At 47.9% G+C, this 22,374-nt stretch carries 21 protein-coding genes, 3 tRNA genes, 1 other RNA gene and 2 pseudogenes; 8 read left to right on the forward strand and 19 right to left on the reverse strand.

Annotated elements, in window-relative coordinates:
• Positions 1–10: 10 nt before the first annotated feature.
• From DQN52_RS03205 to DQN52_RS03225, 5 genes are all read right to left on the reverse strand, one after another.
• Positions 11–1,387 carry an MATE family efflux transporter gene (locus DQN52_RS03205; RefSeq protein WP_003788814.1) on the reverse strand — a complete coding sequence of 459 codons (1,377 nt, stop codon included), beginning with the start codon at positions 1,385–1,387 and terminating at the stop codon, positions 11–13.
• Between the two features lie 202 nt (positions 1,388–1,589).
• Entirely contained in the window at positions 1,590–2,837 is a 1,248-nt protein-coding gene (gene fabF, locus DQN52_RS03210) for a beta-ketoacyl-ACP synthase II (RefSeq protein ID WP_003788812.1), read from the reverse strand.
• Between the two features lie 102 nt (positions 2,838–2,939).
• Complete coding sequence (gene acpP, locus DQN52_RS03215; RefSeq protein WP_003788810.1) at positions 2,940–3,173, reverse strand: acyl carrier protein; 234 nt, start codon at positions 3,171–3,173, stop codon at positions 2,940–2,942.
• 164 nt (positions 3,174–3,337) lie between these two features.
• On the reverse strand, positions 3,338–3,604 hold the full coding sequence (locus DQN52_RS03220) for an oxidative damage protection protein (RefSeq protein ID WP_003791548.1): 267 nt from the start codon (positions 3,602–3,604) through the stop codon (positions 3,338–3,340).
• 112 nt (positions 3,605–3,716) lie between these two features.
• The gene (locus DQN52_RS03225; RefSeq protein ID WP_003788807.1) at positions 3,717–4,574 is read right to left on the reverse strand and encodes an SDR family NAD(P)-dependent oxidoreductase; all 858 of its coding nucleotides are present in this window, start codon (positions 4,572–4,574) and stop codon (positions 3,717–3,719) included.
• A gap of 93 nt (positions 4,575–4,667) precedes the next feature.
• Between DQN52_RS03225 and DQN52_RS03230 the strand changes: the two genes are divergently transcribed.
• Positions 4,668–5,144, forward strand: a complete 477-nt coding sequence (locus DQN52_RS03230; RefSeq protein ID WP_003788805.1) for a c-type cytochrome — start codon at positions 4,668–4,670, stop codon at positions 5,142–5,144.
• A 59-nt stretch (positions 5,145–5,203) separates the two neighbouring features.
• Here the strand turns inward: DQN52_RS03230 and DQN52_RS03235 are convergent, their stop codons facing one another.
• Positions 5,204–6,115: a metal ABC transporter solute-binding protein, Zn/Mn family gene (locus DQN52_RS03235; protein ID WP_003788803.1), complete on the reverse strand. Its 912-nt coding sequence runs from the start codon at positions 6,113–6,115 to the stop codon at positions 5,204–5,206.
• A gap of 215 nt (positions 6,116–6,330) precedes the next feature.
• Between DQN52_RS03235 and nadE the strand changes: the two genes are divergently transcribed.
• The gene (gene nadE, locus DQN52_RS03240; protein WP_003788800.1) at positions 6,331–7,122 is read left to right on the forward strand and encodes an NAD(+) synthase; all 792 of its coding nucleotides are present in this window, start codon (positions 6,331–6,333) and stop codon (positions 7,120–7,122) included.
• The gene (locus DQN52_RS03245; protein WP_003788798.1) at positions 7,119–7,931 is read left to right on the forward strand and encodes a Cof-type HAD-IIB family hydrolase; all 813 of its coding nucleotides are present in this window, start codon (positions 7,119–7,121) and stop codon (positions 7,929–7,931) included. The genes nadE and DQN52_RS03245 overlap by 4 nt, the downstream gene beginning before the upstream one ends.
• Before the next feature lie 136 nt (positions 7,932–8,067).
• Here the strand turns inward: DQN52_RS03245 and rpsI are convergent, their stop codons facing one another.
• The 13 genes and pseudogenes from rpsI to dapD form a co-directional block, all read right to left on the reverse strand.
• Entirely contained in the window at positions 8,068–8,460 is a 393-nt protein-coding gene (gene rpsI, locus DQN52_RS03250) for a 30S ribosomal protein S9 (RefSeq protein WP_003788797.1), read from the reverse strand.
• Positions 8,461–8,474: 14 nt separating this feature from the next.
• A complete protein-coding gene (gene rplM / locus DQN52_RS03255) occupies positions 8,475–8,906 on the reverse strand; it encodes a 50S ribosomal protein L13 (protein WP_003788795.1) in 432 nt (143 codons plus the stop codon).
• 153 nt (positions 8,907–9,059) lie between these two features.
• A non-coding RNA gene (gene ssrS / locus DQN52_RS03260) (6S RNA) lies at positions 9,060–9,242 on the reverse strand.
• A 9-nt stretch (positions 9,243–9,251) separates the two neighbouring features.
• The gene (locus tag DQN52_RS03265; RefSeq protein ID WP_003788793.1) at positions 9,252–9,554 is read right to left on the reverse strand and encodes a cell division protein ZapA; all 303 of its coding nucleotides are present in this window, start codon (positions 9,552–9,554) and stop codon (positions 9,252–9,254) included.
• Positions 9,551–10,552, reverse strand: coding sequence for a coiled-coil domain-containing protein (locus DQN52_RS03270; protein WP_111694464.1), 1,002 nt, complete (start codon positions 10,550–10,552; stop codon positions 9,551–9,553). Before DQN52_RS03270 ends, DQN52_RS03265 begins: the two co-directional genes overlap by 4 nt.
• 45 nt (positions 10,553–10,597) lie before the next feature.
• Positions 10,598–11,587, reverse strand: a complete 990-nt coding sequence (locus DQN52_RS03275; RefSeq protein WP_032827892.1) for an NAD(P)H-dependent glycerol-3-phosphate dehydrogenase — start codon at positions 11,585–11,587, stop codon at positions 10,598–10,600.
• Positions 11,588–11,723: 136 nt separating this feature from the next.
• Positions 11,724–12,596 carry an ABC transporter permease subunit gene (locus tag DQN52_RS03280; RefSeq protein ID WP_003788787.1) on the reverse strand — a complete coding sequence of 291 codons (873 nt, stop codon included), beginning with the start codon at positions 12,594–12,596 and terminating at the stop codon, positions 11,724–11,726.
• The gene (locus DQN52_RS03285) at positions 12,596–13,555 is read right to left on the reverse strand and encodes an ABC transporter permease subunit (RefSeq protein WP_003788786.1); all 960 of its coding nucleotides are present in this window, start codon (positions 13,553–13,555) and stop codon (positions 12,596–12,598) included. Before DQN52_RS03285 ends, DQN52_RS03280 begins: the two co-directional genes overlap by 1 nt.
• Positions 13,556–13,570: 15 nt before the next feature.
• Positions 13,571–14,680: an ABC transporter ATP-binding protein gene (locus tag DQN52_RS03290; RefSeq protein ID WP_003788784.1), complete on the reverse strand. Its 1,110-nt coding sequence runs from the start codon at positions 14,678–14,680 to the stop codon at positions 13,571–13,573.
• A 288-nt stretch (positions 14,681–14,968) separates the two neighbouring features.
• Positions 14,969–16,051, reverse strand: a complete 1,083-nt coding sequence (gene ribD / locus DQN52_RS03295) for a bifunctional diaminohydroxyphosphoribosylaminopyrimidine deaminase/5-amino-6-(5-phosphoribosylamino)uracil reductase RibD (protein WP_003788782.1) — start codon at positions 16,049–16,051, stop codon at positions 14,969–14,971.
• Between the two features lie 79 nt (positions 16,052–16,130).
• Positions 16,131–16,334: pseudogene (locus tag DQN52_RS11565) on the reverse strand (SEC-C metal-binding domain-containing protein); the annotation flags it as partial.
• Positions 16,335–16,453: 119 nt separating this feature from the next.
• Positions 16,454–18,902: pseudogene (secA, locus tag DQN52_RS03300) on the reverse strand (preprotein translocase subunit SecA); the annotation flags it as partial.
• Between the two features lie 225 nt (positions 18,903–19,127).
• Positions 19,128–19,949: a 2,3,4,5-tetrahydropyridine-2,6-dicarboxylate N-succinyltransferase gene (gene dapD / locus DQN52_RS03305; protein WP_003788778.1), complete on the reverse strand. Its 822-nt coding sequence runs from the start codon at positions 19,947–19,949 to the stop codon at positions 19,128–19,130.
• Positions 19,950–20,184: 235 nt separating this feature from the next.
• On the opposite strand from dapD, the gene DQN52_RS03310 reads away from it, so the two are divergent.
• The 5 genes from DQN52_RS03310 (at position 20,185) to DQN52_RS03330 (ending at position 22,365) form a co-directional block, all read left to right on the forward strand.
• A complete protein-coding gene (locus tag DQN52_RS03310; protein WP_003788774.1) occupies positions 20,185–20,643 on the forward strand; it encodes a low molecular weight protein-tyrosine-phosphatase in 459 nt (152 codons plus the stop codon).
• 2 nt (positions 20,644–20,645) lie between these two features.
• Entirely contained in the window at positions 20,646–22,007 is a 1,362-nt protein-coding gene (locus DQN52_RS03315) for an FAD-binding oxidoreductase (RefSeq protein WP_003788772.1), read from the forward strand.
• A gap of 63 nt (positions 22,008–22,070) precedes the next feature.
• Positions 22,071–22,147: transfer RNA gene (locus tag DQN52_RS03320), tRNA-Met, on the forward strand.
• A 20-nt stretch (positions 22,148–22,167) separates the two neighbouring features.
• Positions 22,168–22,244, forward strand: a tRNA-Met gene (locus tag DQN52_RS03325).
• Positions 22,245–22,289: 45 nt separating this feature from the next.
• A tRNA-Ala gene (locus DQN52_RS03330) sits at positions 22,290–22,365 on the forward strand.
• The last annotated feature ends 9 nt before the right edge of the window (positions 22,366–22,374 follow it).

The following is a 22,374-nucleotide window of genomic DNA, read 5'->3' on the forward strand; positions in this document are numbered from 1 at the left end:
CAGGCTGCTTTTACAAACCGCGATTGTTTTGCGCCCACGCGCTGCATTTTTCCAAATACCAAACCAGCGCAACCGCTGCCGCACACAGCGAAACAATCAGTGCAACCCAAAAGCCATAAATGCCCATGTCTAGCCCGTACGCCAGCACGTAACCTGGGAGTAAGCCCAGCAGCCAAAAGGCAATGGCGTGGATAATCATCGGTACGCGCGTGATTTTGTAGCCACGCAAAGCATAAGACGCGATACATTGCATAAAATCAAACACTTGAAAAATAGCGGCAAACAGACAAATTTGGACGGCAATGCGAATCACATTCGGGTCTTTGTTGTACAAGCTCACGAAAAATTCGCGCCCAAATAGCAAGCCTGTTAGGGTGCAAACCGCTAAAACCGCGCCCACGCTCAACGATACGCCCGAAATATACCGTGCGCGTGCAAAATGGCGTTTGCCCAGCGAATAGCCAATGCGAACGGTTGCCGCCGTGCCAATCGCTTGCGGAATCATGTAAATCACGCTGGTTAGGCTGAGAACGATTTGCTGCGCGGCAACGTAATCATTGCCTAAATCGGCAATCAGCCACACGATAAAGGTAAACAAACTGGCTTCTAAAAAATAGGAAAAACCAATCGGTAAACCGAGTTTGAGCAGTTGCCATTGGGTGTGCCAGTGGGGTAGTGTAAAGGTTTGCGTTAAGCCAAAAGTGTGAAAATACGGCGTTTTGGCAACATAAATCCATAGCGCAATGGCGTTGAACCAAAACACGATGGCGGTTGCGACACCTGCACCTGCGCCGCCCAGTTGTGGGAAGCCGAATTTGCCGTAAATAAACAGGTAATTCAATGGGATATTCAGTAGCAACGCCGCCCAGCTTATCCACATAATCGCGCTGGGTTTGTTTAGGCTGCTGGCATAGGCGTGCAGGCTGCGATAGAGCATGGCGGCTGGCATGCCGAGCGCGGTAAACAGCAAATATTGCCCGAACATGTGTTCAATGTAGTCGTTCATGTCCAAATAATTTTTGAGCGGCGCGATGAGTGCGAGCAACAAAATCATGCCCAACACGCCCAAAAACGCGCCAAACCATAAGCCTTGTCGTCCACTTTCGCCAACTTTTTCGCGCTCGCCTGAGCCGTGTAGTTGGGCGATGGTCGGGTTCAGCGCGGTCATAATGCCGATGAATGTGATGAACACGGTGGCAAACACGGCGTTACCCAAACCGACTGCGGTTAGGTCGCTTTTGCCTGCTGCACCTGCCATTGCCGTATCCACTACGCCAATCGCCACCGATGCAATTTGTGCCGACATCATGGGCAAAGCCAAGCTCATCAGTTGCTTGGCTTCGCGGCGAAAATCGGAAAAGGAATAGCGGTTTAAGTCAAAAATCATGGCAAAGCAGCCTGCATAGGGAAAAGGGGGATTGTATAACAAAAATGAGTGTAAACAACAAAGCAGCCTGCACTTTAAATCAACAAAAAGTGCAGGCTGCTTTTGTATTTTATAGCGAAATGAAATAAAAATAGGACAAGGCGACAACGCCCACCGTGTGCAAGTAGCACATAAGGGCGTTGGCAACGCCGTACTATTGCGATTAGTCTTCAAACTGCTTGAACACCAACGTCCCATTCGTACCGCCAAATCCAAACGAGTTAGACGCAACGGCGCGAATGTTCATTTTACGCGCTTCGTTGGCGCAATAATCCAAATCGCAGCCAGCGTCAAAATCTTGATTAACCAAGTTAATCGTTGGCGGTGCGATTTGGTCGCGAATTGCCAACACGCTGTACACCGCTTCCACGCCGCCTGCTGCACCCAGCAAATGACCTGTCATGGATTTGGTTGAGCTAACCACTAATTTTTTCGCGTGCTCGCCAAACACCGCTTTGGTGGCGTTGGTTTCGTTGGCATCGCCCAAAGGCGTAGAAGTGCCGTGTGCGTTCACATAATCAATTTCGCTTACAGGCAAACCGCTGTCGGCAATCGCGCGAGACAATGCTAGCGCAGGGCCTTCAGCATTGGGCGCGGTAATGTGATAGGCATCGGAACTTGCGCCAAAGCCCACGATTTCGGCATAAATTTTTGCGCCACGATGTTTAGCGTGTTCCAATTCTTCCAAAATCAACATGCCAGAGCCTTCGCCCATAATAAAGCCGTCGCGGTCTTTGTCCCATGGGCGTGATGCCGCTTCGGGGGCGTCGTTGCGGGTGGATAGGGCCTTCATTGCCGCAAAACCACCAATACCAGCCGTGCAAACCGCACTTTCAGCACCACCTGCCACCATGACATCTACTTCGCCGTATTGGATTTTGCGGAATGAATCGCCAATCGCGTGCGTACCCGATGCACAGGCAGACACGATGCCATAATTGTGTCCGCGATAGCCTTTTAAAATGGTAACGTGTCCTGTGATTAAATTGATTAAACAACCTGGGATAAAAAACGGATTGATTTTACGCGCACCACCAGCCACAACATTGCGTACGGTTTCTTCAATCAGCGGCAAACCGCCAACGCCCGAGCCAATGTTCACGCCCACGCGGTCTTTGTCCAAATCGGCAAAATCGTCCAATTTGGCATCGGCAATCGCTTGCAACGCGCCTGCAATGCCGTAGTGGATAAACGTATCCATGCGGCGCGCTTCTTTGGCTGGAATATATTGTGTAATATCAAAGTCTTTCACTTCGCCAGCGATTTGGCAAGCCAGTTCCGATGCGTCAAAGCGCGTGATTTTGCTGATGCCACTTTTGCCTGCCAACAAATTTTTCCATGCACTTTCTACATCGTTGCCCACAGGCGAAATTTGCCCTAAACCTGTGATGACTACTCGTCTTTTATTCATAAGTGTTTACTCTTGAAAGCGTTTTGTAACAAAGCCTCTGATTGACAGCGTGTGCCGTTAATCAGAGGCTGTATTTTTATCAACAAGATTTATCAATCAAGATTAACCTTGTTTTGAATTTACATAGTCAATCGCTGCTTGAACGGTTGTGATTTTTTCTGCGTCTTCGTCAGGGATTTCGCAGCCAAATGCTTCTTCCAAAGCCATAACCAATTCAACGGTGTCCAAAGAATCTGCACCCAAGTCGTCTTGGAAAGAAGATTCGTTTTTTACTTCGGTTTCGTTAACGCCTAATTGTTCGGCAACGATGCTTTTTACTTTTTGTTCGATAGACATAAATAATTCCTTAAAAAAAATGCCACATGGCAAGATGAATGAATAAGATGGTGTTTTAGAGTTTTCCACCTAAATTTAAGATTGAGTGATTTTATCTGTTTTTCGGTGATTTTGGCTAGTGTTTGCTGCAAAATATTGTTAAATATTGCAGGCTGCTTGCCAAATTATTGTGGCGTGTAACCCTGAACTTGGTCTGCACCGTCACCAAAAAAGTAGTTTTCCATTTGTTGCGCCAAGTATTCGCGAGCGCGTGGGTCGGCAAGCGATAGGCGGTTTTCGTTAATCAACATGGTTTGATGACGTGTCCAGCCTTCCCATGCTTCTTGTGATACGTTTTCAAAAATGCGTTTGCCCAGTGCGTTTGGCAGGGGGGCAAACTTCATACCTGGGGCTTCTTTGCCCAATTTGATGCAGTTTACCATGCGTGTCATGGTGTGTTCCTTTATGTGGTAAAAGAAAGTCGCTATGGTAGCAAAATTTAAAGCAGCCTGCAAAATATCGCAAATTTATATATCTTTGATGTGCAGGCTGCTTTGTCGTGCATCATTTAAACCATTGCGCCAATTTGCTAAACAATTTCAATTCGGGTGCATTGGCATCGCTTGGATTGCTTACTTCGGTTTGCGCGGCGTTGTCGGGTGCTGCTTCGCCTTTATACACGTTCAACGCTGCCCAGCTTTGCGTGGTAGGCATCACTTCAATGCTGTTCACGTTCATGTGCGCTGGCGTTTGGTATAGCCACAACACGGTTTGGGCGATGTCATTGGGCATGAGCGCGTTGGCGTTTTCGTATAACTGCGCGGCGCGGTCGTTGTCGCCTTTGAAGCGGACATTGGAAAATTCTGAACCGCTCACTAAACCAGGTTCAACATTGCTGACACGAACGCCTGTGCCGTGTAAATCGGCGCGTAAATTGTGGCTAAACTGGCGCACATAGGCTTTGCTTGCGCCATACACGTTGCTACCTGGGTAAACATAATTGCCTGCGATTGAGCCAATATTGATGATGTAGCCGCGTTGGTTGGCAACCATTTGGGGCAACACTTGGCGTGTCAGATAGGTTAAACCAATGATGTTGGTGTGAATCATGGTTTCCCAATCGTCAAAATTGGCTTCGTAGGCTTTGTCCAAACCCAGAGCCAAGCCTGCATTGTTGATTAAGCAATCGATTTGGCGGAACGCTTCGGGCAGGGTTTGAATGTGTGCCAAAGCAGCCTGCATCGAATTTTTATCGCACACGTCCATGGTAATGGGTTGAAAACGGTCGCCCAATTTGGCTTTGAGTTCTGCCAATTTGTCGCTACGACGCGCCGTGCCGATGACCAAATAACCAGCCTGCACAAAAGCCGTTGCCATTGCCGCGCCAAAACCAACCGATGCACCTGTAATCAGAATAGCCATTTTTTATTGTCCTTTATGTTGAAGTTTTAGTATTATGCTGCCAAACCGTAAGCACAAACTATAACATTTTTTATTTAAATAGGAACAACCATCATGAAAAAAATCACGATTTTAGCCACTTGTGTTTTGCTGACTTTGAGCGCGTGTGGCGACTCGGGTGGCGCAATGGGTGCAAATGGCGCAGCAATGGGTGGCAAAGGCGATATTTCGCAAAACCGCTCCACCGCATTCAAATCGTTTATGCCGACTTTTTCAGGCATGGGCAAAGTCGTTAAAGGCGATGAAGCGTATGACGTAGAAAAATTCAAGGCGCAGGCGGCGCAGTTTGCCGAAGAAGCCAAAGTGCCGTTCGAATATTTCCAAAATGACCCACAAGGCAATGGCGATGCGTTGCCAGTGATTTGGCAAAATGCGGCGGACTTCAAAGCTGAACAAGACAAATTTTTGGCAGCGGTGGATAAATTGAACACAGCAGCGCAAAGCGGCAATTTGGAGCAAATTAAAGCGGCGTATGGCGATGCAGGCGCAAGCTGTAAATCTTGTCATAGTACTTATCGCCGTCCTAAATAAATCGCGTAAATAGAATAAAAAGCAGCCTGCACTTTTCGTTGGTGGAAAGTGCAGGCTGATTATTTCATCGCGCCGCTCATCACACGCACGTTGTAGCGGAATAAATCGGTATAAGTCTTGGCGTTGCTGTCTTTGGACAGCGCGTCTGAATATAATTTGCCGCCCACTTTCACGCCTGTTTCTTGCGAAATGCGTTGCACCATGCGCCCGTCTTTGATGTTTTCGGTAAACACGGCTTTGATGCCTTGCTGTTTGATTTGACGAATAATCGAGGCAACGGTACGCGCAGACGGTTGTGCTTCGGTGCTCACCCCTTGTGGTGCAAGGAAAGTGACGCCATAGCGTTTACCCAAATAACCAAACGAATGATGCCCTGTTAGCACTTTGCGGTGTTCGCGTGGCACGGCGTTGAATTGCTGGCGTGCGTAAGCGTCCAAGCGCGTTAGTTCGGTGGAATAGGCTTTGAATCGCGCTTGATAATAGCTGCTGCCTGCTGGGTCGGCTTTGATGAGCGCGGCGGCAACGTTGGCGGCGTATTTTTGCATCAACACAGGGTCGTGCCAAACGTGGGGGTCAAATTCGCCGTGGTCGTGGTGGGCGTGTTCTGCTTCATCGTGATGATGGTGGTGGGCGTTTTCATCGTTTTTGAGCGGTTCAATGCCTTTGGCGGCTTCGGCATATGGCACTTTGCTTTGCTGTACGGCGCGAACCACGTCGCCACTTTCCAAACCTAAACCATTGATTAAAATTAATTTGGCTGATGTGATTTTGCGAATATCGCCGCTAGTCAGTTGATAGGCATGGGCATCGCCATCGGCTGGGACAAGATTGCTCACCGATACGCGCTCGCCGCCGATTTGTTTTGCCACATCACCCAAAATGCTAAAACTGCTAACGATTTCTAAACTTTGTGCGTGCAGGCTGCTTGCGGACAATAGGGCTACGGTTAAAAAAGTTAAACGAGTGTTCATTACGCGCTCCTTGTTGTAGAAAAATGGGATTGTAACGCATTTGTTATAATGTAACAAAGTGTTCTGAATGTAAGTTATACAATACTGTTTTTCTTGATAAGAAACATTGGATTAGAGTAAACCATGCTAACCTGCACTTTCTGTTTATGGAAAGTGCAGGCTGCTTTTGTCTGTAAAACCACGTATAGTTTAGCCCTTTACCCGAAAGGATTGCCATGCAAACGCAAAAAATCATCGCGCACATTGTCGCGTGGCTGCAAGATTACGCCCAATGCGCTCACGCTCGCGGCTTTGTGGTTGGCGTGTCGGGCGGTATTGATTCGGCAGTGGTTTCTACTTTATGCGCCCAAACAGACTTGCCCGTGTTGTGCCTGAATATGCCTATCCGCCAAAAGCCTGACCAATTTGACCGCGCCGCCAAACACATTCAAACGCTGTGCCAGCAATATGCCAACGTGCAAGGTTTAACGGTGGATTTAACCCCCACGTTTGAACAATTTGAACAAACCACGCAAAAAAGCAGCCTGCAACCCAATCACGAATTGGCAATGGCGAACACACGCTCACGTTTGCGTATGACCACTTTGTATTATTACGGACAAATCAACGGCTTATTGGTTGCAGGCACAGGCAACAAAGTAGAAGATTTTGGTGTCGGCTTTTTTACCAAATACGGCGATGGCGGCGTAGATATTAGCCCGATTGCCGATTTGCTCAAAACCCAAGTCTATGAAATCGCCCAAACATTGAATATTGATGCCGCCATTCAACAAGCCGCACCAACCGATGGCTTATGGGACGGCGAACGTACCGATGAACAACAAATGGGCGCGACCTATCCCGAGCTAGAATGGGCAATGGAGCAACACGCAGCAGGCAGCACCCGAGAGCAATTTAGCGGCAGAGAACAAGAAGTTTTTGATATTTTTGTGCGACTTAATCGCGCTACGCAACACAAAATCCAACCTATTCCCGTTTGTACCATTCCGAAAGCGTTATTCCAATGACACCGAAACCCAATCCCAAAATCGTCTTTTTTGACATTGACGAAACCCTATACATGAACCACAGCAAACACGGCGACCGAGGTGGCGTGCCAGAAAGCACCAAAACCGCGCTGCGTTTGCTTAAACAAAAAGGCATCATCACCGCCATCGCCACAGGACGCACCATTGCTGTGTTGCCTGACGCGATTTTGTCGGTGGTTGATGAATGCGGCATGGATTTAATTGTGTCCGCCAATGGTCAATATGTGGAATATCAAGGCAAGCCGTTGGCAAGTTTTCCGTTTGCCCAGCAAGAAATCGAGCAATTATCTAACACCTTGCAACAACACCAAATTTCGCACGCCTTGGTTGCTCGTTCGGGTTTGTTTACCGCGTTGGACAACCAACATTCGCAGGCTGCTTTGGCATCGCTGGGCTTGCCGTTTACCTACGACCCACTTGCCTATCAAAAACATGAAATCTATCAAATTTTAGGTTTTTATTCGGCAGACCAAGACGCGCTGGTTCAATCCATTATTCCCAACAATATCAAAATCATACGTTGGCACGAATCAGGCACAGACTGGCTAGATAAAGCAGGCTCAAAAGCGCGAGGCATACAAGCCGCACTAGACTATTTTGGTTTGACCATGCACGATGCGATGGCGTTTGGCGATGCCCACAACGATGTAGAAATGCTGCAAGCCGTTGGTTTTGGCGTGGCAATGGGCAATGCTGAACCCGAAATCAAAGCCCTTGCCCAATACGTTTGCCCACGAATTGAAGAAGATGGTATTTATCGTGGTTTACAAGAATTGGGCGTAATTTAATAAAGTGAAATCGCAATAGTACGGCGTTGCCAACGCTCTTATGTGCTATTGCGATTTCACTTCACTATAAAAAGCAGCCTGCATACAAAAAAGCACTTTCTAAAACAGAAAGTGCTTTTTTGTATGCATAAACGAATTAACGTTTAGAGAATTGTTTAGCGCGACGTGCTTTACGCAAACCAGCTTTTTTACGTTCCACTTCACGAGCATCGCGAGTAACGAAGCCAGCAGCAGACAAAGCAGGTTTCAAAGCTGCATCGTAGTCAATCAATGCACGAGTAATGCCATGACGAACCGCGCCAGATTGACCCGTTTCACCGCCACCTACAACGTTTACTTTGATGTCAAACGCTTCTACGTTTTCAGTCAAAACCAAAGGTTGGCGAACCACCATGCGGCTGGTTTCGCGAGCGAAAAATTCATCAACAGGGCGACCGTTTACGATGATTTGACCTGTGCCTTTTTGCAAGAACACTCGAGCTACTGAGCTTTTGCGGCGACCTGTGCCGTAGTAATATTTACCGTTCATTTGTCGTGTCCTTATTATTTAATTTCCAAAACTTTGGGTTGTTGAGCAGCGTGTTGATGTTCTGCACCAGCATACACTTTCAGTTTTTTAATCATTGCATAGCCCAAAGGACCTTTTGGCAACATACCTTTTACAGCTTTTTCCAATGCGCGACCTGGGAATTTGTCTTGCATTTCGCGGAAAGTACGCTCGTAAATACCACCTGGGAAGCCAGAGTGACGGTAGTATTTTTTGCCTTCAAATTTGTTACCTGTCACACGCAATTTGTCTGCATTGATAACGATGATGTAATCACCAGTATCAACGTGTGGCGTGTATTCAGGTTTATGTTTGCCACGCAAGCGGCTTGCAACTTCGGCTGCAACACGACCCAGAACTTTGTCTTCTGCGTCAATTACAAACCATTCGCGTTGCACTTCATGCGGTTTCGCTGAAAAGGTTTTCATAAAATTTAGTCCAATAAATAGGTAATAGAAACCGCTAATTTTAGATGTTTTCTGTTTGTGTGTCAATGCTTGTTTGGGCTATTTTTGATGTGGGAATGTAATCGTGCAAGGCGTAAAAAAACCGTCCAAATGTGTATTTGGACGGTTTTAGAAGAGAACCCCGCAGATGTCGCTCGGGCGAAGTCTGCTTGAACCTTGATACAAGGTGGTCATCTCGGGTGGCTTCGGGTGCGTTCTAACAGAGAGAACACTCGCGCCTACCACATCTCCCGACAACCGAGCAAACGCTTATTGGTTCAAGAAAAATATGTGCCGTTACGAGCACCGCAGGGAAATTTAACTGGTTTATTGCGCTTTAAGTGCATCGTCGCACAGCGCAATCAATTCGGTTATTTTATGTTTGTATTCGTCATTTGACAAGGCTTTTTTGTTGCTTTCTTCTATGAGTTTGAGCAAGTCGTGTGTTAGGTTGAGTGCTGCCATAATCACGACTTTTTCGGTTTCCATATTGCGGCTGGCGTTTTGAATGGCGTGAATTTTTTGGTTAAGCAATTCAACGGCTTTGAGCAGGGTAGGGCGTTCGGAATTGGGTGTGCCAATGGTAAATTGGCGATTAAGAATTTCTACGCTAATTTGTTCGATGCTCATGCTGTTTCTCCATCTTGTTGAATGGGTTGTGTTTCATCTTGGACGGGTAGGCGATTGAGCAAGGTGTGTAATTCTGACGCGCTTTGCTGCAACAGGCTACGGTATGCTTGGTTTTGTGTGTTAAGCTGAGAAATTTGTTCACGCAGCTGATTTTTTTCGTTTTCCCAATTTTGTTTTTCTTGTTCAAGTTGTTGATTTAATTTTTTTACGGTGTCGCTATGGGCTTCTTCCAGCATTTGAATGGCGGACTTTTGACGCTCTACTTCGCGCAAAAATTCGTCTTGTGCTTGGGCTTGTTGTTCTTGCAGGGCAAGGTTGTGGCTTTGGCGTTGTTCGTCTATTTCTGCCAAAGCAGCCTGCAATTTGGTTTGGGCTTCTCGCGCGTCGTTTTGGGACTGGTCTAAATTTTTTTGCAATTCAATGATTTGTTTGTCTTTTTCATTGATTTTGTCGTGCAGTTGATTGATTTGGCTTTCACTTTGCGCGGTTTGCTCTTGGATTTGCTGCGCTTGGCTGTCTAGTTGTTGGCGCAGGCTGCTTATTTGGCTTTCTGCATCGTGCAGGGTTTGTTGCAGGGTTTCGATGCGTTGTTGTTGTTCTGCATGGCTTTCTTGGTTTTTGAGTGCTTGCTCGCCTAATTCGTTGCGGCATTGCTCAATTTTGCCTTGCCAGTCTTTTTCTTTGTTTTGAATGGTGTTTTGTAGGAACGCAATTTGATCACGCAAATTCAATCGCTCTTTTTCGAGCAGTTGGATTTGTTGTTCTTGGTGTTCAATTTTGCTGCTTAATTCTTCATTACCTGAATTTTGATTGGCAGCCAATAGGGCGATATCATTGTGTTTGATACGCTCTTCGTTTAATTCTTGTGCTTGTTGTTCAAAATCTTGGCGCGCTAGTTTGAGCTCATCGGTAATGCGATTATTTTCCATGTTCAGTGTATGAAGTTGGGCAATAAGGGCTTGGATTTTGCTTTCTAGTTGTTCAATCGTTTGGTTCATATTTTTATCCATAAAAAATAAAAGGAAAATGAAGTGCAGGCTGCTTTATTCGTGTTTGGGTTCGCGCTGCATTAGGCGTTCCATCACATCACTCACGGCTAATTCGTTGCGAATTAGTTGATAGAGCATGCTGGTAATCGGCATATCGATTTGGTGTTTAACGGCGGTGTTGTGAACTTCTTCAATGGTTGGCACACCTTCGGCAACGTGTCCGATTTCTTTGAGCACTTGATGTAGGCTTTTGCCTTCTGCCAAGCCCAAACCGACTTTGCGGTTGCGCGACAATGCGCCTGTGCAAGTCAAAATCAAATCACCCATGCCTGCCAAGCCCATCATGGTTTTTTGTTGTGCACCCATGGCGGTTGCCAAGCGTGTGATTTCGGCTAAACCGCGTGTTACCAAGGCGGCACGAGCGTTCAAGCCGTAGCCCAAACCGTCTGATAAGCCTGTGGCAATCGCCATGACATTTTTGACTGCGCCGCCAACTGATACGCCAATCACGTCATCGTTGGCATATAAGCGCATGATGTTGCTGTTTAAATTGTGGGTTAATTGGTTAATCCACGCGCTGTTTTCCGATGCTAAACACACGGCGCAAGGCAGTTGTTTTGCCAATTCTTGCGCGAAGCTGGGGCCAGACAATACGCCAATTTTGTCGTTGTCGGGCAGGATTTCTTTGACGACTTGGAATGTGAGTAAACCTGTGTCTAATTCAAAGCCTTTGCAGGCGGTTAAAATCGGCAAGCAGCCTGCACTGTGTTCTTTGAGCTGTTCTACGCTGCTACGCAAGCCAACCACAGGCGTTACTACCAAAACGAGTTCGCTATCGCGTAAGGCTTCGCTCATGTCGGCATGAACGCTTAAATTGTCGGGCAAGGTAAAGCCTGCCAAATAGCGGTCGTTTAGGCGGCTGGTTTGCATGGTTTGTGCGTGTTCGCGGTTGTGCGACCACATTTGTATGCGATGTCCGTACAAGGCAAAATGTATGCCCAATGCTGTACCCCATGCGCCTGTGCCTAAAATTGTGATGTTCATGGTTTTCTCCCCTACTGTGGTTTGGTGTAGCAAACGGTTAGTTGGGCGCATTCTAGCACAAAGCAGCCTGCACTTTACACAAAAAAACACGGCTTAACAGAGTGCTACTGTGTTAAACCGTGCTTTTTTGTATGGTTTACACGCTGGCTTCGGCTTTATAAGCAGCCTGCATTTCGCGCTCGCGTTTGGTGGTTTGACGCATTACAACATAATTCATCGCCAAAACCAATGTGCCAACGGCAGCAATCATAATGGTTGCCAACACGTTCATTTGCGGGTCTAGCCCCAAGCGGATTTTGGAGAAAATCACTTGCGGCAAGGTAGATGAACCAGGCCCCGACAAGAATGACGTAATCACCAAATCGTCCAGCGACAGGGTAATGCCGAGCAAAAATCCTGACGCAATGGCGGGCATAATCAGCGGCAACGTAATCACAAAAAAGATTTTCATGGGACGTGCGCCCAAGTCCATGGCGGCCTCTTCTAGCGATTGGTCTAGCTCAACCAAGCGCGAACGAATCACAACGGTGATGTATGCCATACACAGCGTGGTGTGTCCCAAGAAAATCGTAAAAAAGCCACGGTCTAACCACGATACATCGTTGCCCAATGCGCCTTGCAGCAAGCCTTGCACTTGGATAATCAGTAGCAGCATGGATAAGCCTGTAATCACATCAGGCATCACCATCGGCGCAGACACCATACCTGCAAACAAGGTGCTACCACGAAAACGCTTGATTCGTGCCAGCGCGTAACCAGCCATTGTGCCAAGCGCAACCGCCGCCAAAGACGACACAACTGCAATTTTAAGCGACAACCATGCGGCGTTTAGGATTTGGCGGTTGTCTAGCAATTTGCCATACCATTTGGTTGAGAAACCGCCCCAAACCGTTACCAATTTGGATTCGTTGAACGAATAAATAATCAGCATAACCAATGGGATATATAAAAACGCCAATCCCAAAAACAGCATGACTTTCAAAAAAGGAGACAATTTTCCAGAGTGCATTATTTACCCCCTTTCGCGGCTTCGCGGTTGTCAAAATATTGTTGCAGGGCAATCGGCACAACCAACAGCAAGACCATAATCACCGCAATGGCTGCGGCAAGTGGCCAGTTGTTTTGGTCAAAGAAGGCTTGCCACATCACTTTACCAATCATCAAATTGTCTGGGCCGCCCACCAATTCGGGAATCACATATTCGCCTACCGATGGGATAAACACTAGCATACTGCCTGCGATAATGCCCGATTTAGACAATGGCAAAGTAATCGTGAAAAAGGCTTTAATCGGGTGTGCGCCCAAGTCGGCAGCGGCTTCTAGCAAGCGGTTGTCTAGCTTAACCAGTTGCGTGTAGAGCGGCAAAATCATAAACGGCAAATAGGCGTACACCATAACCAAATTCAACGAAAACGCGTTATAAAACAAGTCTAACGGTTCTTGAATCAAGCCGATTTTGATTAAAAAATTGTTGATGATGCCGTTGGTGGTGAGCAAGCCCATCCACGCATACACGCGCAACAAAAATGATGTCCAAAACGGCAACATCACTGCCATGAGCAGCGCGTTACGAATAGACGGTTTGGCGCGCGCAATCGCGTATGCCATTGGGTAGCCCAGCAGCAAGCAAATCAGCGTAGTAGTCAGCGCGGTTTTAACCGACAACCAATAAGCACGAAGATAAATGCTGCTGCCGTTGTCTTCGGAAAATGGGTTCAACAATGCCAACAGCGATGAACCAAAATCAGCAAAAATATCTTTGTAATTCTGCGTGATAATGTGCAGGCTGCCTTGTTCGTTAAACAAAGGCGTAAACGGTGGAATGCTCAATGCTTGTTCGGCAAAACTGATTTTGAACACGATAAAAAACGGTATCAACACCAGCAAAAACAGCCAAAAAAACGGCACACCAATCACCCAACGCGCTCCATGACGCGCACGGCGTTTTGTAGTGGAAGTATCAGACATTGCAGGCTGCCTTTCTTATCGAGTTAAAGGCGTGGGTTGGTTTTCTGGCCAATCCAAATACACTTCATCGCCCCAAGTTGGCGGTTCAATGCCGCGCACATACCAATACGGCGCAGGCACTTGGCTTTTGATAATGCGCCCGTTTTCCATTTCAACGTGGTAAATCGCAAAGCTGCCCAAATAGGCAATTTCTTTAACCTTGCCTTTTGCCCAGTTGTGCGTGTCGCGATGAGCTGGTTTTTCTTTATGTAAATCAATGTCTTCTGGACGGATAGAAATCCAAATGGTTTGACCGTTTTGCGCTTCAAATTTTTGGTCGGTATAAACTTTGGCGGGCAATTCTGGGCAATCAATCAAGGCGTGAGCATCGTCTTTGTGTACCAGTTTGCCTTCAAAAATATTGGTTTCGCCAATAAATTCTGCCGTGAATTTGCTGTTGGGGTAATCGTACACATCGGCTGGCGTGCCTACTTGTTCCAACTGACCGTGCGACATAATTGCCACACGGTGTGCCATCGTCATCGCTTCTTCTTGGTCGTGCGTTACCATAATGCAGGTTACGCCCACTTTTTCCAGCGTGTTTACCAATTCAAATTGCGTTTGTTGGCGCAATTTTTTGTCCAACGCGCCGAGTGGTTCGTCCAGCAACAACAATTTAGGGCGTTTTGCCAACGAACGCGCCAACGCCACGCGCTGTTGCTGACCGCCCGATAATTGGTGCGGTTTGCGTTTGGCGTATTGCGGCATTTGCACCAAGCGCAGCATTTCTTCTACACGCGCGGCGATTTCGTCTTTGGGCAATTTGTCTTGTTTTAAGCCGAATGCGATGTTGTCTTCCACCGTCATGTGGGGGAACAGCGCATAGCTTTGGAACATCATGTTGATAGGACGGTCATAGGGTGCGAGTTTGGTAATGTCTTGACCGTCCAGCAGAATTTTCCCTTCGCTTGGCGTTTCCATGCCAGCGAGCATACGCAACAATGTGGATTTACCACTACCCGAACTGCCCAGCAGCGCGAAAATTTCGTGTTGATTGATTTCTAGGTCAAGAGGTTTGACAGCGAGATTATCACCGTATTTTTTTGCTAATCCTTTGATTTGCAAATAAGGTGCGGTTTGAGTCATGGCATACTCCAATGAAATAAAAACAGGGCTGTTTTGATTGCTTTGGACAGTTTGTCTTTTGATTTATAGCGAATTGACTTCAAACCATAACCGCGTTGCCAACGTCCTTATGTACTATGTGTACACGGCGGACGTTGTCGCCTTGTTCTGATTTGAATTCAATCCGCTAAACTTAAAAATCTCTGGGGCTGTTTAGCGGCGTTCGGGCAGCAGTGAAAATAAAAAACGCGGAATTTTAGGGTAATCACGGTTACGCTGCAAGCATAAATATCAAGCAGCCTGCACTTTTTACCGTTTTTGCAATACCCATTTGATGTCATCGCCCACGCGGTCAAGGCTAACCGTTTGCCACGCAGGATTTTGGCGCAACATATCGTCATTTTCGGGTAACAAAAACGCACCACGCGCCGTGTCGCCCAATAATTTAGGTGCTTGATAATACACGATTTCATCAAGTAAATCTTGTTGCAAAAACGCACTTGCCAAGTGGCTGCCTGCTTCAATCATCAATTCGCCTATGCCACGCTGTGCCAGTTCGTGCAAGACTTCGGGCAAGGAAATGGGTGCAGGCTGCTTGCTGATTTCTACGTTGGCATAAGTGGCAAATTTTTGCGTATCGGGCGATGTGGTGATGATGAGTGTGCGTTGTCCGTCTTGAATGATGTGGCTGGACTTGGGCGTTCGCAACTGGCTGTCCAGCACCACGCGCAAAGGTTGGCGTACGGTTGGGAAATCGCGCACATTCAAGCGTGGATTGTCCGCCAACACCGTGCCAATGCCTGTTAGCACGGCACAACTTTGAGCGCGTTGAATTTGCACATCGGCACGAGCGGCTGCACCTGTTATCCATTGGCTTTGACCGTTAGACAGCGCGGTTTTGCCGTCCAAACTGGCGGCGATTTTGAGCGATACAAACGGGCGATTGCGTTCTATGCGCGACAAAAATCCGCGATTAAGCTGTCGTGCTTCGTGTTCCAGCAAGCCTTGTTCTACCATAATGCCAGCCGCTTGCAACATTGCCAAACCCTTGCCTGCAACCAGCGGATTGGGGTCGGTCATGGCGGCAACCACGCGCGACACGCCTGCCGCAATCAAACCTTCGGCACAGGGCGGCGTGCGTCCATAATGCGAACACGGTTCTAGCGTAACGTAGGCGGTTGCACCACGCGCCAATTCGCCTGCTTGACGAATAGCGTGGACTTCGGCGTGCGGCGAACCAGCCTGTACATGAAAACCTTGTCCAATAATTTGACTGCCGTGCGCGATAACGCAGCCAACACGCGGATTGGGCGATGTGGAAAACCGCCCTTGCCACGCCAGTTCCAAAGCGCGTTGCATGTGTTGAGTGTCTTGTGGATTGAATGTTGTCATTTTGTTTACCTGAATGATTGCGTGGATAAAAAGCAGCCTGCACTTTAAATCAACAAAAAGTGCAGGCTGCTTTTGTGTTTTATGCCAAACGTCCGTGGCATTGTTTGTATTTCAAACCGCTACCACAAGGGCAAGGGTCGTTGCGGTGTACCACTTTGCCAGCCGCTTCCAACGCATCGGGCAAATATTGCGCGTCTTCTTCGGATACGGCATTCGGGTCAAACGCACCACGCGCCAAGCCATCGCGCGATTGCGCTAAAACCGCTTCCATGTCGGGCGCAGCAGCGTGAACGGCTTGCATTGCTAACGCACGCGCTTCTTGTTCCGCCTGTATTTCTTCCTGCGTTTGAACGTGAACATAAATCAGCTGTTTGGTTGCATTGCTGCGAATGTTGTGCAGCATGGCTTGGAACATTTCAAAGGCTTCGCGTTTATATTCCTGTTTCGGATTTTTTTGTGCATAACCGCGCAAATGAATCCCTTGACGCAAATAATCCATCGCTGCCAAATGTTCGCGCCAGCTTTGGTCAATCCAGCTCATCAACACATTGCGTTCGTAATCGTGGAAGATTTTGGCTTCGGGTAAACGCGCAATCTTGTCGGCATAATCTTTTTCAATTTGCGCCAACAGTTGCTCTTTAATGTTTTCGTTTTCCAAGCTGCTGTCTTTTTTCAACCAGCCTGCAATGTCCACATGAACATTGAATTCTTCTGCCAACACGCGTGTTAGTGCAGGAATATCCCATTGCTCTTCCATGCTGGCTGGCGGAATGTATCTGTCCACCAAGTCGCTCACAATCGCTTCGCGGATTTCTTTGACAATGTCGCCGATATCGGTGCTTTGCAAGATGTCGTTGCGCCAACGATACAACACTTTGCGTTGGTCGTTTGCCACGTCATCGTATTCCAACACTTGTTTACGCATATCAAAGTTGCGACCTTCCACTTTGCGTTGTGCGTTTTCAATTTGACGCGTCAAAATGCCTGCTTCAATCGCCACACCGCGCTCTGGTGCGAGTTTATCCAAAATCGCCGCGGCACGGTCTAACGCAAACAAGCGCAACAATGGGTCTTCAAACGACAAATAGAATCGGCTTGAACCTGGGTCGCCCTGACGACCTGCACGACCACGCAACTGGTTGTCAATGCGGCGGCTTTCGTGGCGTTCTGTACCAATAATGTGCAAACCACCTGCTTCCATCACGCGTTGATGCTCGAGTTCCCAGTTTTGCTCCAAAGCCTGAATTTGCGCGTCTTTTTCCGCGTCTGACAACGATTCATCGGCACGAATCGCATCGGCTTGATGTTTCACATTGCCGCCCAGCACGATGTCTGTACCACGCCCTGCCATATTGGTGGCAACGGTAATCATGCTTGGCTTGCCTGCTTGCGCCACGATTAAGGCTTCGCGGTGGTGCTCTTTCGCGTTCAACACGTTGTGCGGCAAACCAGCCTGCGTTAGCAAATGCGACACCAATTCTGAGTTTTCAATCGTGGTTGTACCAACCAAAACAGGCTGACCTTTGTCGTAGCATTCTTTAATGTCTTTGACTACGGCTTCAAATTTTTCTTCGGCGGTGCGGAAAATTTGGTCGTTGAAGTCTTTGCGTTGGATTGGCTTATTGGTTGGAATAATCACCGTTTCCAAGCCATAAATGCTTTGGAACTCAAAGGCTTCTGTGTCTGCTGTACCCGTCATTCCCGATAATTTGGTATACAAACGGAAGTAGTTTTGGAACGTAATGCTCGCCAGCGTTTGGTTTTCTTTTTTGATTTCCACGCCTTCTTTGGCTTCTACCGCTTGATGTAAGCCGTCTGACCAACGGCGACCGTCCATTAAACGACCTGTGTGTTCGTCCACAATCACGATTTCGCCGTCTTTAATCACATAATGCTGGTCTAGGTGGAACAAGCTGTGGGCGCGTAAGGCTGCCATTAAGTGATGCATTAACATGATATTGTTGCGGTCGTATAGCGATTCGCCATCGCGCAACAAACCCAATTGCGCCAACACTTGCTCGGCGTGTTCATGCCCTGCTTCTGACAAGATAACTTGATGATTTTTTTCATCAACCCAATAATCGCCCTCGCCATCTTCGGTCGCTTGACGTGCCAAATAGCTTGGCACTTGGTTCATGACTTGATACAGCTCAATATTGTCGTCTGCCTGACCCGAAATAATCAACGGTGTACGCGCTTCGTCAATCAAAATGCTGTCCACTTCGTCCACAACGGCAAAATTCAGTTCGCGCTGCACTTTGCTGTATGGGTCGTCCACCATATTGTCGCGCAGATAATCAAAACCAAATTCGTTGTTTGTGCCATAAGTGATGTCGGCAGCATAGGCGGTTTGGCGTTCAATTGGCTCTTGATTGCTCAAAATCACGCCCACTTCCAAGCCCAAAAAGTTGTACAAAGGGCGCATGATGTTGGCATCGCGCTCTGCCAAATAGTCGTTTACGGTAACCACGTGTGCGCCTTTGCCAGCCAGCGCGTTCAAGTAAACAGGCAATGTGCCAACCAGCGTTTTGCCCTCGCCTGTACGCATTTCGGCGATTTTGCCGTCGTGCAGCACCATGCCACCAATCAGTTGCACGTCAAAATGGCGCATACCCAACACACGGCGTGATGCTTCACGGCACACGGCAAACGCTTCGGGTAAAATGGCATCTAGCGTTGCGCCGTCTGCCAATTTTTGTTTGAATTCGGCGGTTTTGGCGCGTAATTCTTCATCGGACAGGGCTTGTATAGCCTCTTCCATGTCGTTGATTTTGGAGACGGTTTTTTTGTATTGTTTGAGCAGTCGGTCGTTGCGACTGCCGAAGATTTTTTTAGCAATAGTTGTAAGCATAATTTATCCTTGTGCCGTGTTCATAAACGGCAAACGGGCGCGATTTTACCATAGTGGCTGGCAAGATGCAGGCTGCTTGCATCAATTACAAGGGTGCAGGCTGCTTGCGTGTTGCATTTAACGTGTTTTTACGCTGTTTGTGTAAGCAATTTGGGGGCAAAAAAGTGCAGGCTGCTTTTGTTACGCCAAAAGCAGCCTGCACTTTCAATCCATCAAACTATCCAATTAAACGCCACGCAACAATTCGTTTACGCTGGTTTTGCTGCGTGTTTGCGCGTCCACTTTTTTCACGATGACCGCGCAATACAAGCTGTGCGAGCCGTCTTTGCTTGGCAAGCTGCCTGACACCACTACCGAACCTGCTGGCACGCGACCGTAATGAATTTCGCCCGTTTCGCGGTCATAAATTTTGGTAGATTGACCAATGTACACGCCCATAGAAATCACGCTGCCTTCTTCCACGACTACGCCTTCTACGATTTCGGAACGCGCACCGATGAAGCAGTTGTCTTCAATAATCGTAGGTGCAGCTTGCAATGGCTCTAACACGCCACCAATGCCCACGCCGCCCGACAAATGCACGTTTTTACCGATTTGCGCGCACGAACCCACAGTCGCCCAAGTGTCCACCATTGCGCCTTCGTCCACATACGCGCCAATGTTTACATAAGACGGCATCAACACCACGTTTTTTGCGACAAAACTACCACGACGCGCCACCGCACCAGGAACAGCGCGGAAACCTGCCGCTTGGAAATCGGCTTGTGTCCAGTTGGCGAATTTGGTTGGCACTTTATCAAAGAATTGGTTTACGCCATCACCCAAAATCACGTTGTCTTGAATGCGGAACGACAACAATACGGCTTTTTTCGCCCATTCGTTTACTTTCCATTTGCCCACGCTTTCACGTTCGGCAACGCGCAAAGTGCCGTTGTCCAACTGGCGCAAGGTTTCCAACACGGCTTCTTTAACTTCGGGCGTTACCGTTGCTGGCGTGATGTCGGCGCGGTTTTCAAATGCGGTTTCAATGATTTGTTGTAATGACATGATTTTTCCTATCAATCAAAGTGGTAAAAATGGCGATTGTAGCGCAAAAAGCAGCCTGTACTCAAAAAAATAGGTGCAGGCTGCTTGGACGCGCTAAAATGCCGATAGTGAGGTGAAATCGCAATGGTACGGCGTTGATAACGCTCTTAAGTGCTATTTGCACACGGCGAGCGTTATCGCCTTGTCCCATTTTTATTTCGCTTCACTCTCATTTTGCAGACAAGGAATCGTCATCATGAAAAAAATCCTATTTATTTGTTTGGGCAACATTTGCCGCTCGCCCATGGCAGAATACATTTTCCGCGATATGGCGCAACAGCGAGGCATCGTGGTGCAGACCGCCAGCGCAGGCACAAGCGGTTGGCACGATGGCGAGTTCATGCACTGTGGCACAGCCGATATTTTGGACGGCTTGAACATTGATTCGCGCGCTTTTGTTAGCCAAAAACTCAAAAAAAGCGATTTTTTGGACTACGATTACTTAATCGTGATGGACGATAACAATTTGCGCGATGTGCAAAAACTGTTTGGCAAACACGATAAAATCTTCAAAATTACCGATTTACTGGGCAAAAGCAGCCTGCACGACCATGTGCCAGACCCTTGGTACACAGGCAATTTCAACGAAACGCGCGATATTTTAACCGCGTGCTGCCAAGAATTGCTCAACCGATTATCAGACGGACGATTGTAACCATGTACACCGAACTTCGCGCTCTATTGTCGCCCAACGAATTGCCCAGCGACACCGCCCCTTTTTTGCTAGACCAACGCAAACGCTACACCAGCACCGATTGCCTTGTGGTGCAGCCCAATAGCGTGCAAAGCGTACAAAAAATTGTGCGATTTTGCGCCGCGCGTGACATTACGATTACCCCGCAAGGTGGTAACACAGGCTTGGTGGGCGGCAGCGTGGCACAAGGCGGCGTGTTGCTTAATTTAAGCAAGCTCAATCGCATTCGCCACGTCAATTTGGCAGACAACACGATAACCGTTGATGCAGGCTGCATTTTGCACAACGTGCAGGCTGCCGCAGCCGAAGCCAACCGCTTTTTTCCACTCAGTTTAGCCAGCGAAGGCAGTTGTCAAATTGGCGGCAACATCGCGTGCAATGCAGGCGGACTCAACGTGTTGCGCTACGGCACCATGCGCGATTTAGTCGTGGGATTGGAAGTCGTGTTGCCCAACGGCGAACTGTTGTCGCACCTGAATCCGCTACACAAAAATACCACCGCCTACGAACTCAAACACCTATTCATCGGCAGCGAAGGCACGCTCGGCATCATCACAGGCGCAACGCTCAAATTGTTCGCACCACCGCAATCCACCGAAACCGCGTGGGTGGGTATAAACAGCATACAATCGGCGGTGCAACTGCTATCGCTGGTCAAAAATCAATTTGCCGAACGCTTGTGCAGCTTTGAATTAGTGAGCCAATTCGCACTCAACTTGTCCGCCCAACACAGCCACATCGTCCCATCCGTGCAGGCTGCTTGGCACGTTTTGATTGAATTAACCGATAGCCTTGCGCGAGACGATTTGGGCGATTTATTGGCAGACTTCTTGTACACAAACGGCTATGAAAACAGCGTGCTAGCCCAATCCGAACAAGAACGCCAAGATTTATGGACATTGCGCGAAAACATTTCCGCCAGCCAACGCGCATTAGGCGCAAGCATTAAACACGACATCGCCATGCCGATTGTGGCGGTTGCCGATTTTGTAGAACAATGTGGCGCAGAACTAATCCAACATTATCCCGATATGGATATTGTCGTGTTTGGACATTTGGGCGATGGCAGCCTGCATTACAACACCTTTTTGCCCAACGTGTTAAGCAACGATGTCTATCAACACGAAGACACAATTAACCAAATTGTGTACCGCCACACGCTGCAACAAAACGGCACAATCGCCGCCGAACACGGCATTGGCAGCCTAAAACGCCATTGGTTGCCCAGCGTTCGCAGCCCAGCCGAAATCGCACTCATGAAAGCGATTAAAGCCCAGCTAGACCCGCAACAGTTGTTTAATCCACACAAATTGTTGCCTGATTAAACGCGATTTTGCTTGACGACTAACCACTCAATCGGTATAGTGCCGTCTTTCATCAAATCTAGTGGCGAATTAGCTCAGTCGGTTAGAGCAGAGGAATCATAATCCTTGTGTCCGGGGTTCGAATCCCTGATTCGCCACCAACTAGGTTTCTTGAACACTTGGCGAATTAGCTCAGTCGGTTAGAGCAGAGGAATCATAATCCTTGTGTCCGGGGTTCGAATCCCTGATTCGCCACCAGATTTAAATCAGTTGAGATGCTAAATTTCAACTGATTTTGTTTACGGGGGTATAGCTCAGTTGGTAGAGCGCTTGCATGGCATGCAAGAGGTCAGCGGTTCGATCCCGCTTACCTCCACCAAAATAAAAG

This window comes from Kingella kingae (assembly GCF_900475905.1).
GTDB lineage: Bacteria > Pseudomonadota > Gammaproteobacteria > Burkholderiales > Neisseriaceae > Kingella > Kingella kingae.

Bases quoted from the DNA above. Each gene is read 5' to 3' on its own strand.
- DQN52_RS03205 (WP_003788814.1), bottom strand. From the start codon at position 1,387: ATGATTTTTGACTTAAACCGCTATTCCTTTTCCGATTTTCGCCGCGAA.
- fabF (WP_003788812.1), bottom strand. From the start codon at position 2,837: ATGAATAAAAGACGAGTAGTCATCACAGGTTTAGGGCAAATTTCGCCT.
- acpP (WP_003788810.1), bottom strand. From the start codon at position 3,173: ATGTCTATCGAACAAAAAGTAAAAAGCATCGTTGCCGAACAATTAGGC.
- DQN52_RS03220 (WP_003791548.1), bottom strand. From the start codon at position 3,604: ATGACACGCATGGTAAACTGCATCAAATTGGGCAAAGAAGCCCCAGGT.
- DQN52_RS03225 (WP_003788807.1), bottom strand. From the start codon at position 4,574: ATGGCTATTCTGATTACAGGTGCATCGGTTGGTTTTGGCGCGGCAATG.
- DQN52_RS03230 (WP_003788805.1), top strand. From the start codon at position 4,668: ATGAAAAAAATCACGATTTTAGCCACTTGTGTTTTGCTGACTTTGAGC.
- DQN52_RS03235 (WP_003788803.1), bottom strand. From the start codon at position 6,115: ATGAACACTCGTTTAACTTTTTTAACCGTAGCCCTATTGTCCGCAAGC.
- nadE (WP_003788800.1), top strand. From the start codon at position 6,331: ATGCAAACGCAAAAAATCATCGCGCACATTGTCGCGTGGCTGCAAGAT.
- DQN52_RS03245 (WP_003788798.1), top strand. From the start codon at position 7,119: ATGACACCGAAACCCAATCCCAAAATCGTCTTTTTTGACATTGACGAA.
- rpsI (WP_003788797.1), bottom strand. From the start codon at position 8,460: ATGAACGGTAAATATTACTACGGCACAGGTCGCCGCAAAAGCTCAGTA.
- rplM (WP_003788795.1), bottom strand. From the start codon at position 8,906: ATGAAAACCTTTTCAGCGAAACCGCATGAAGTGCAACGCGAATGGTTT.
- DQN52_RS03265 (WP_003788793.1), bottom strand. From the start codon at position 9,554: ATGAGCATCGAACAAATTAGCGTAGAAATTCTTAATCGCCAATTTACC.
- DQN52_RS03270 (WP_111694464.1), bottom strand. From the start codon at position 10,552: ATGAACCAAACGATTGAACAACTAGAAAGCAAAATCCAAGCCCTTATT.
- DQN52_RS03275 (WP_032827892.1), bottom strand. From the start codon at position 11,587: ATGAACATCACAATTTTAGGCACAGGCGCATGGGGTACAGCATTGGGC.
- DQN52_RS03280 (WP_003788787.1), bottom strand. From the start codon at position 12,596: ATGCACTCTGGAAAATTGTCTCCTTTTTTGAAAGTCATGCTGTTTTTG.
- DQN52_RS03285 (WP_003788786.1), bottom strand. From the start codon at position 13,555: ATGTCTGATACTTCCACTACAAAACGCCGTGCGCGTCATGGAGCGCGT.
- DQN52_RS03290 (WP_003788784.1), bottom strand. From the start codon at position 14,680: ATGACTCAAACCGCACCTTATTTGCAAATCAAAGGATTAGCAAAAAAA.
- ribD (WP_003788782.1), bottom strand. From the start codon at position 16,051: ATGACAACATTCAATCCACAAGACACTCAACACATGCAACGCGCTTTG.
- dapD (WP_003788778.1), bottom strand. From the start codon at position 19,949: ATGTCATTACAACAAATCATTGAAACCGCATTTGAAAACCGCGCCGAC.
- DQN52_RS03310 (WP_003788774.1), top strand. From the start codon at position 20,185: ATGAAAAAAATCCTATTTATTTGTTTGGGCAACATTTGCCGCTCGCCC.
- DQN52_RS03315 (WP_003788772.1), top strand. From the start codon at position 20,646: ATGTACACCGAACTTCGCGCTCTATTGTCGCCCAACGAATTGCCCAGC.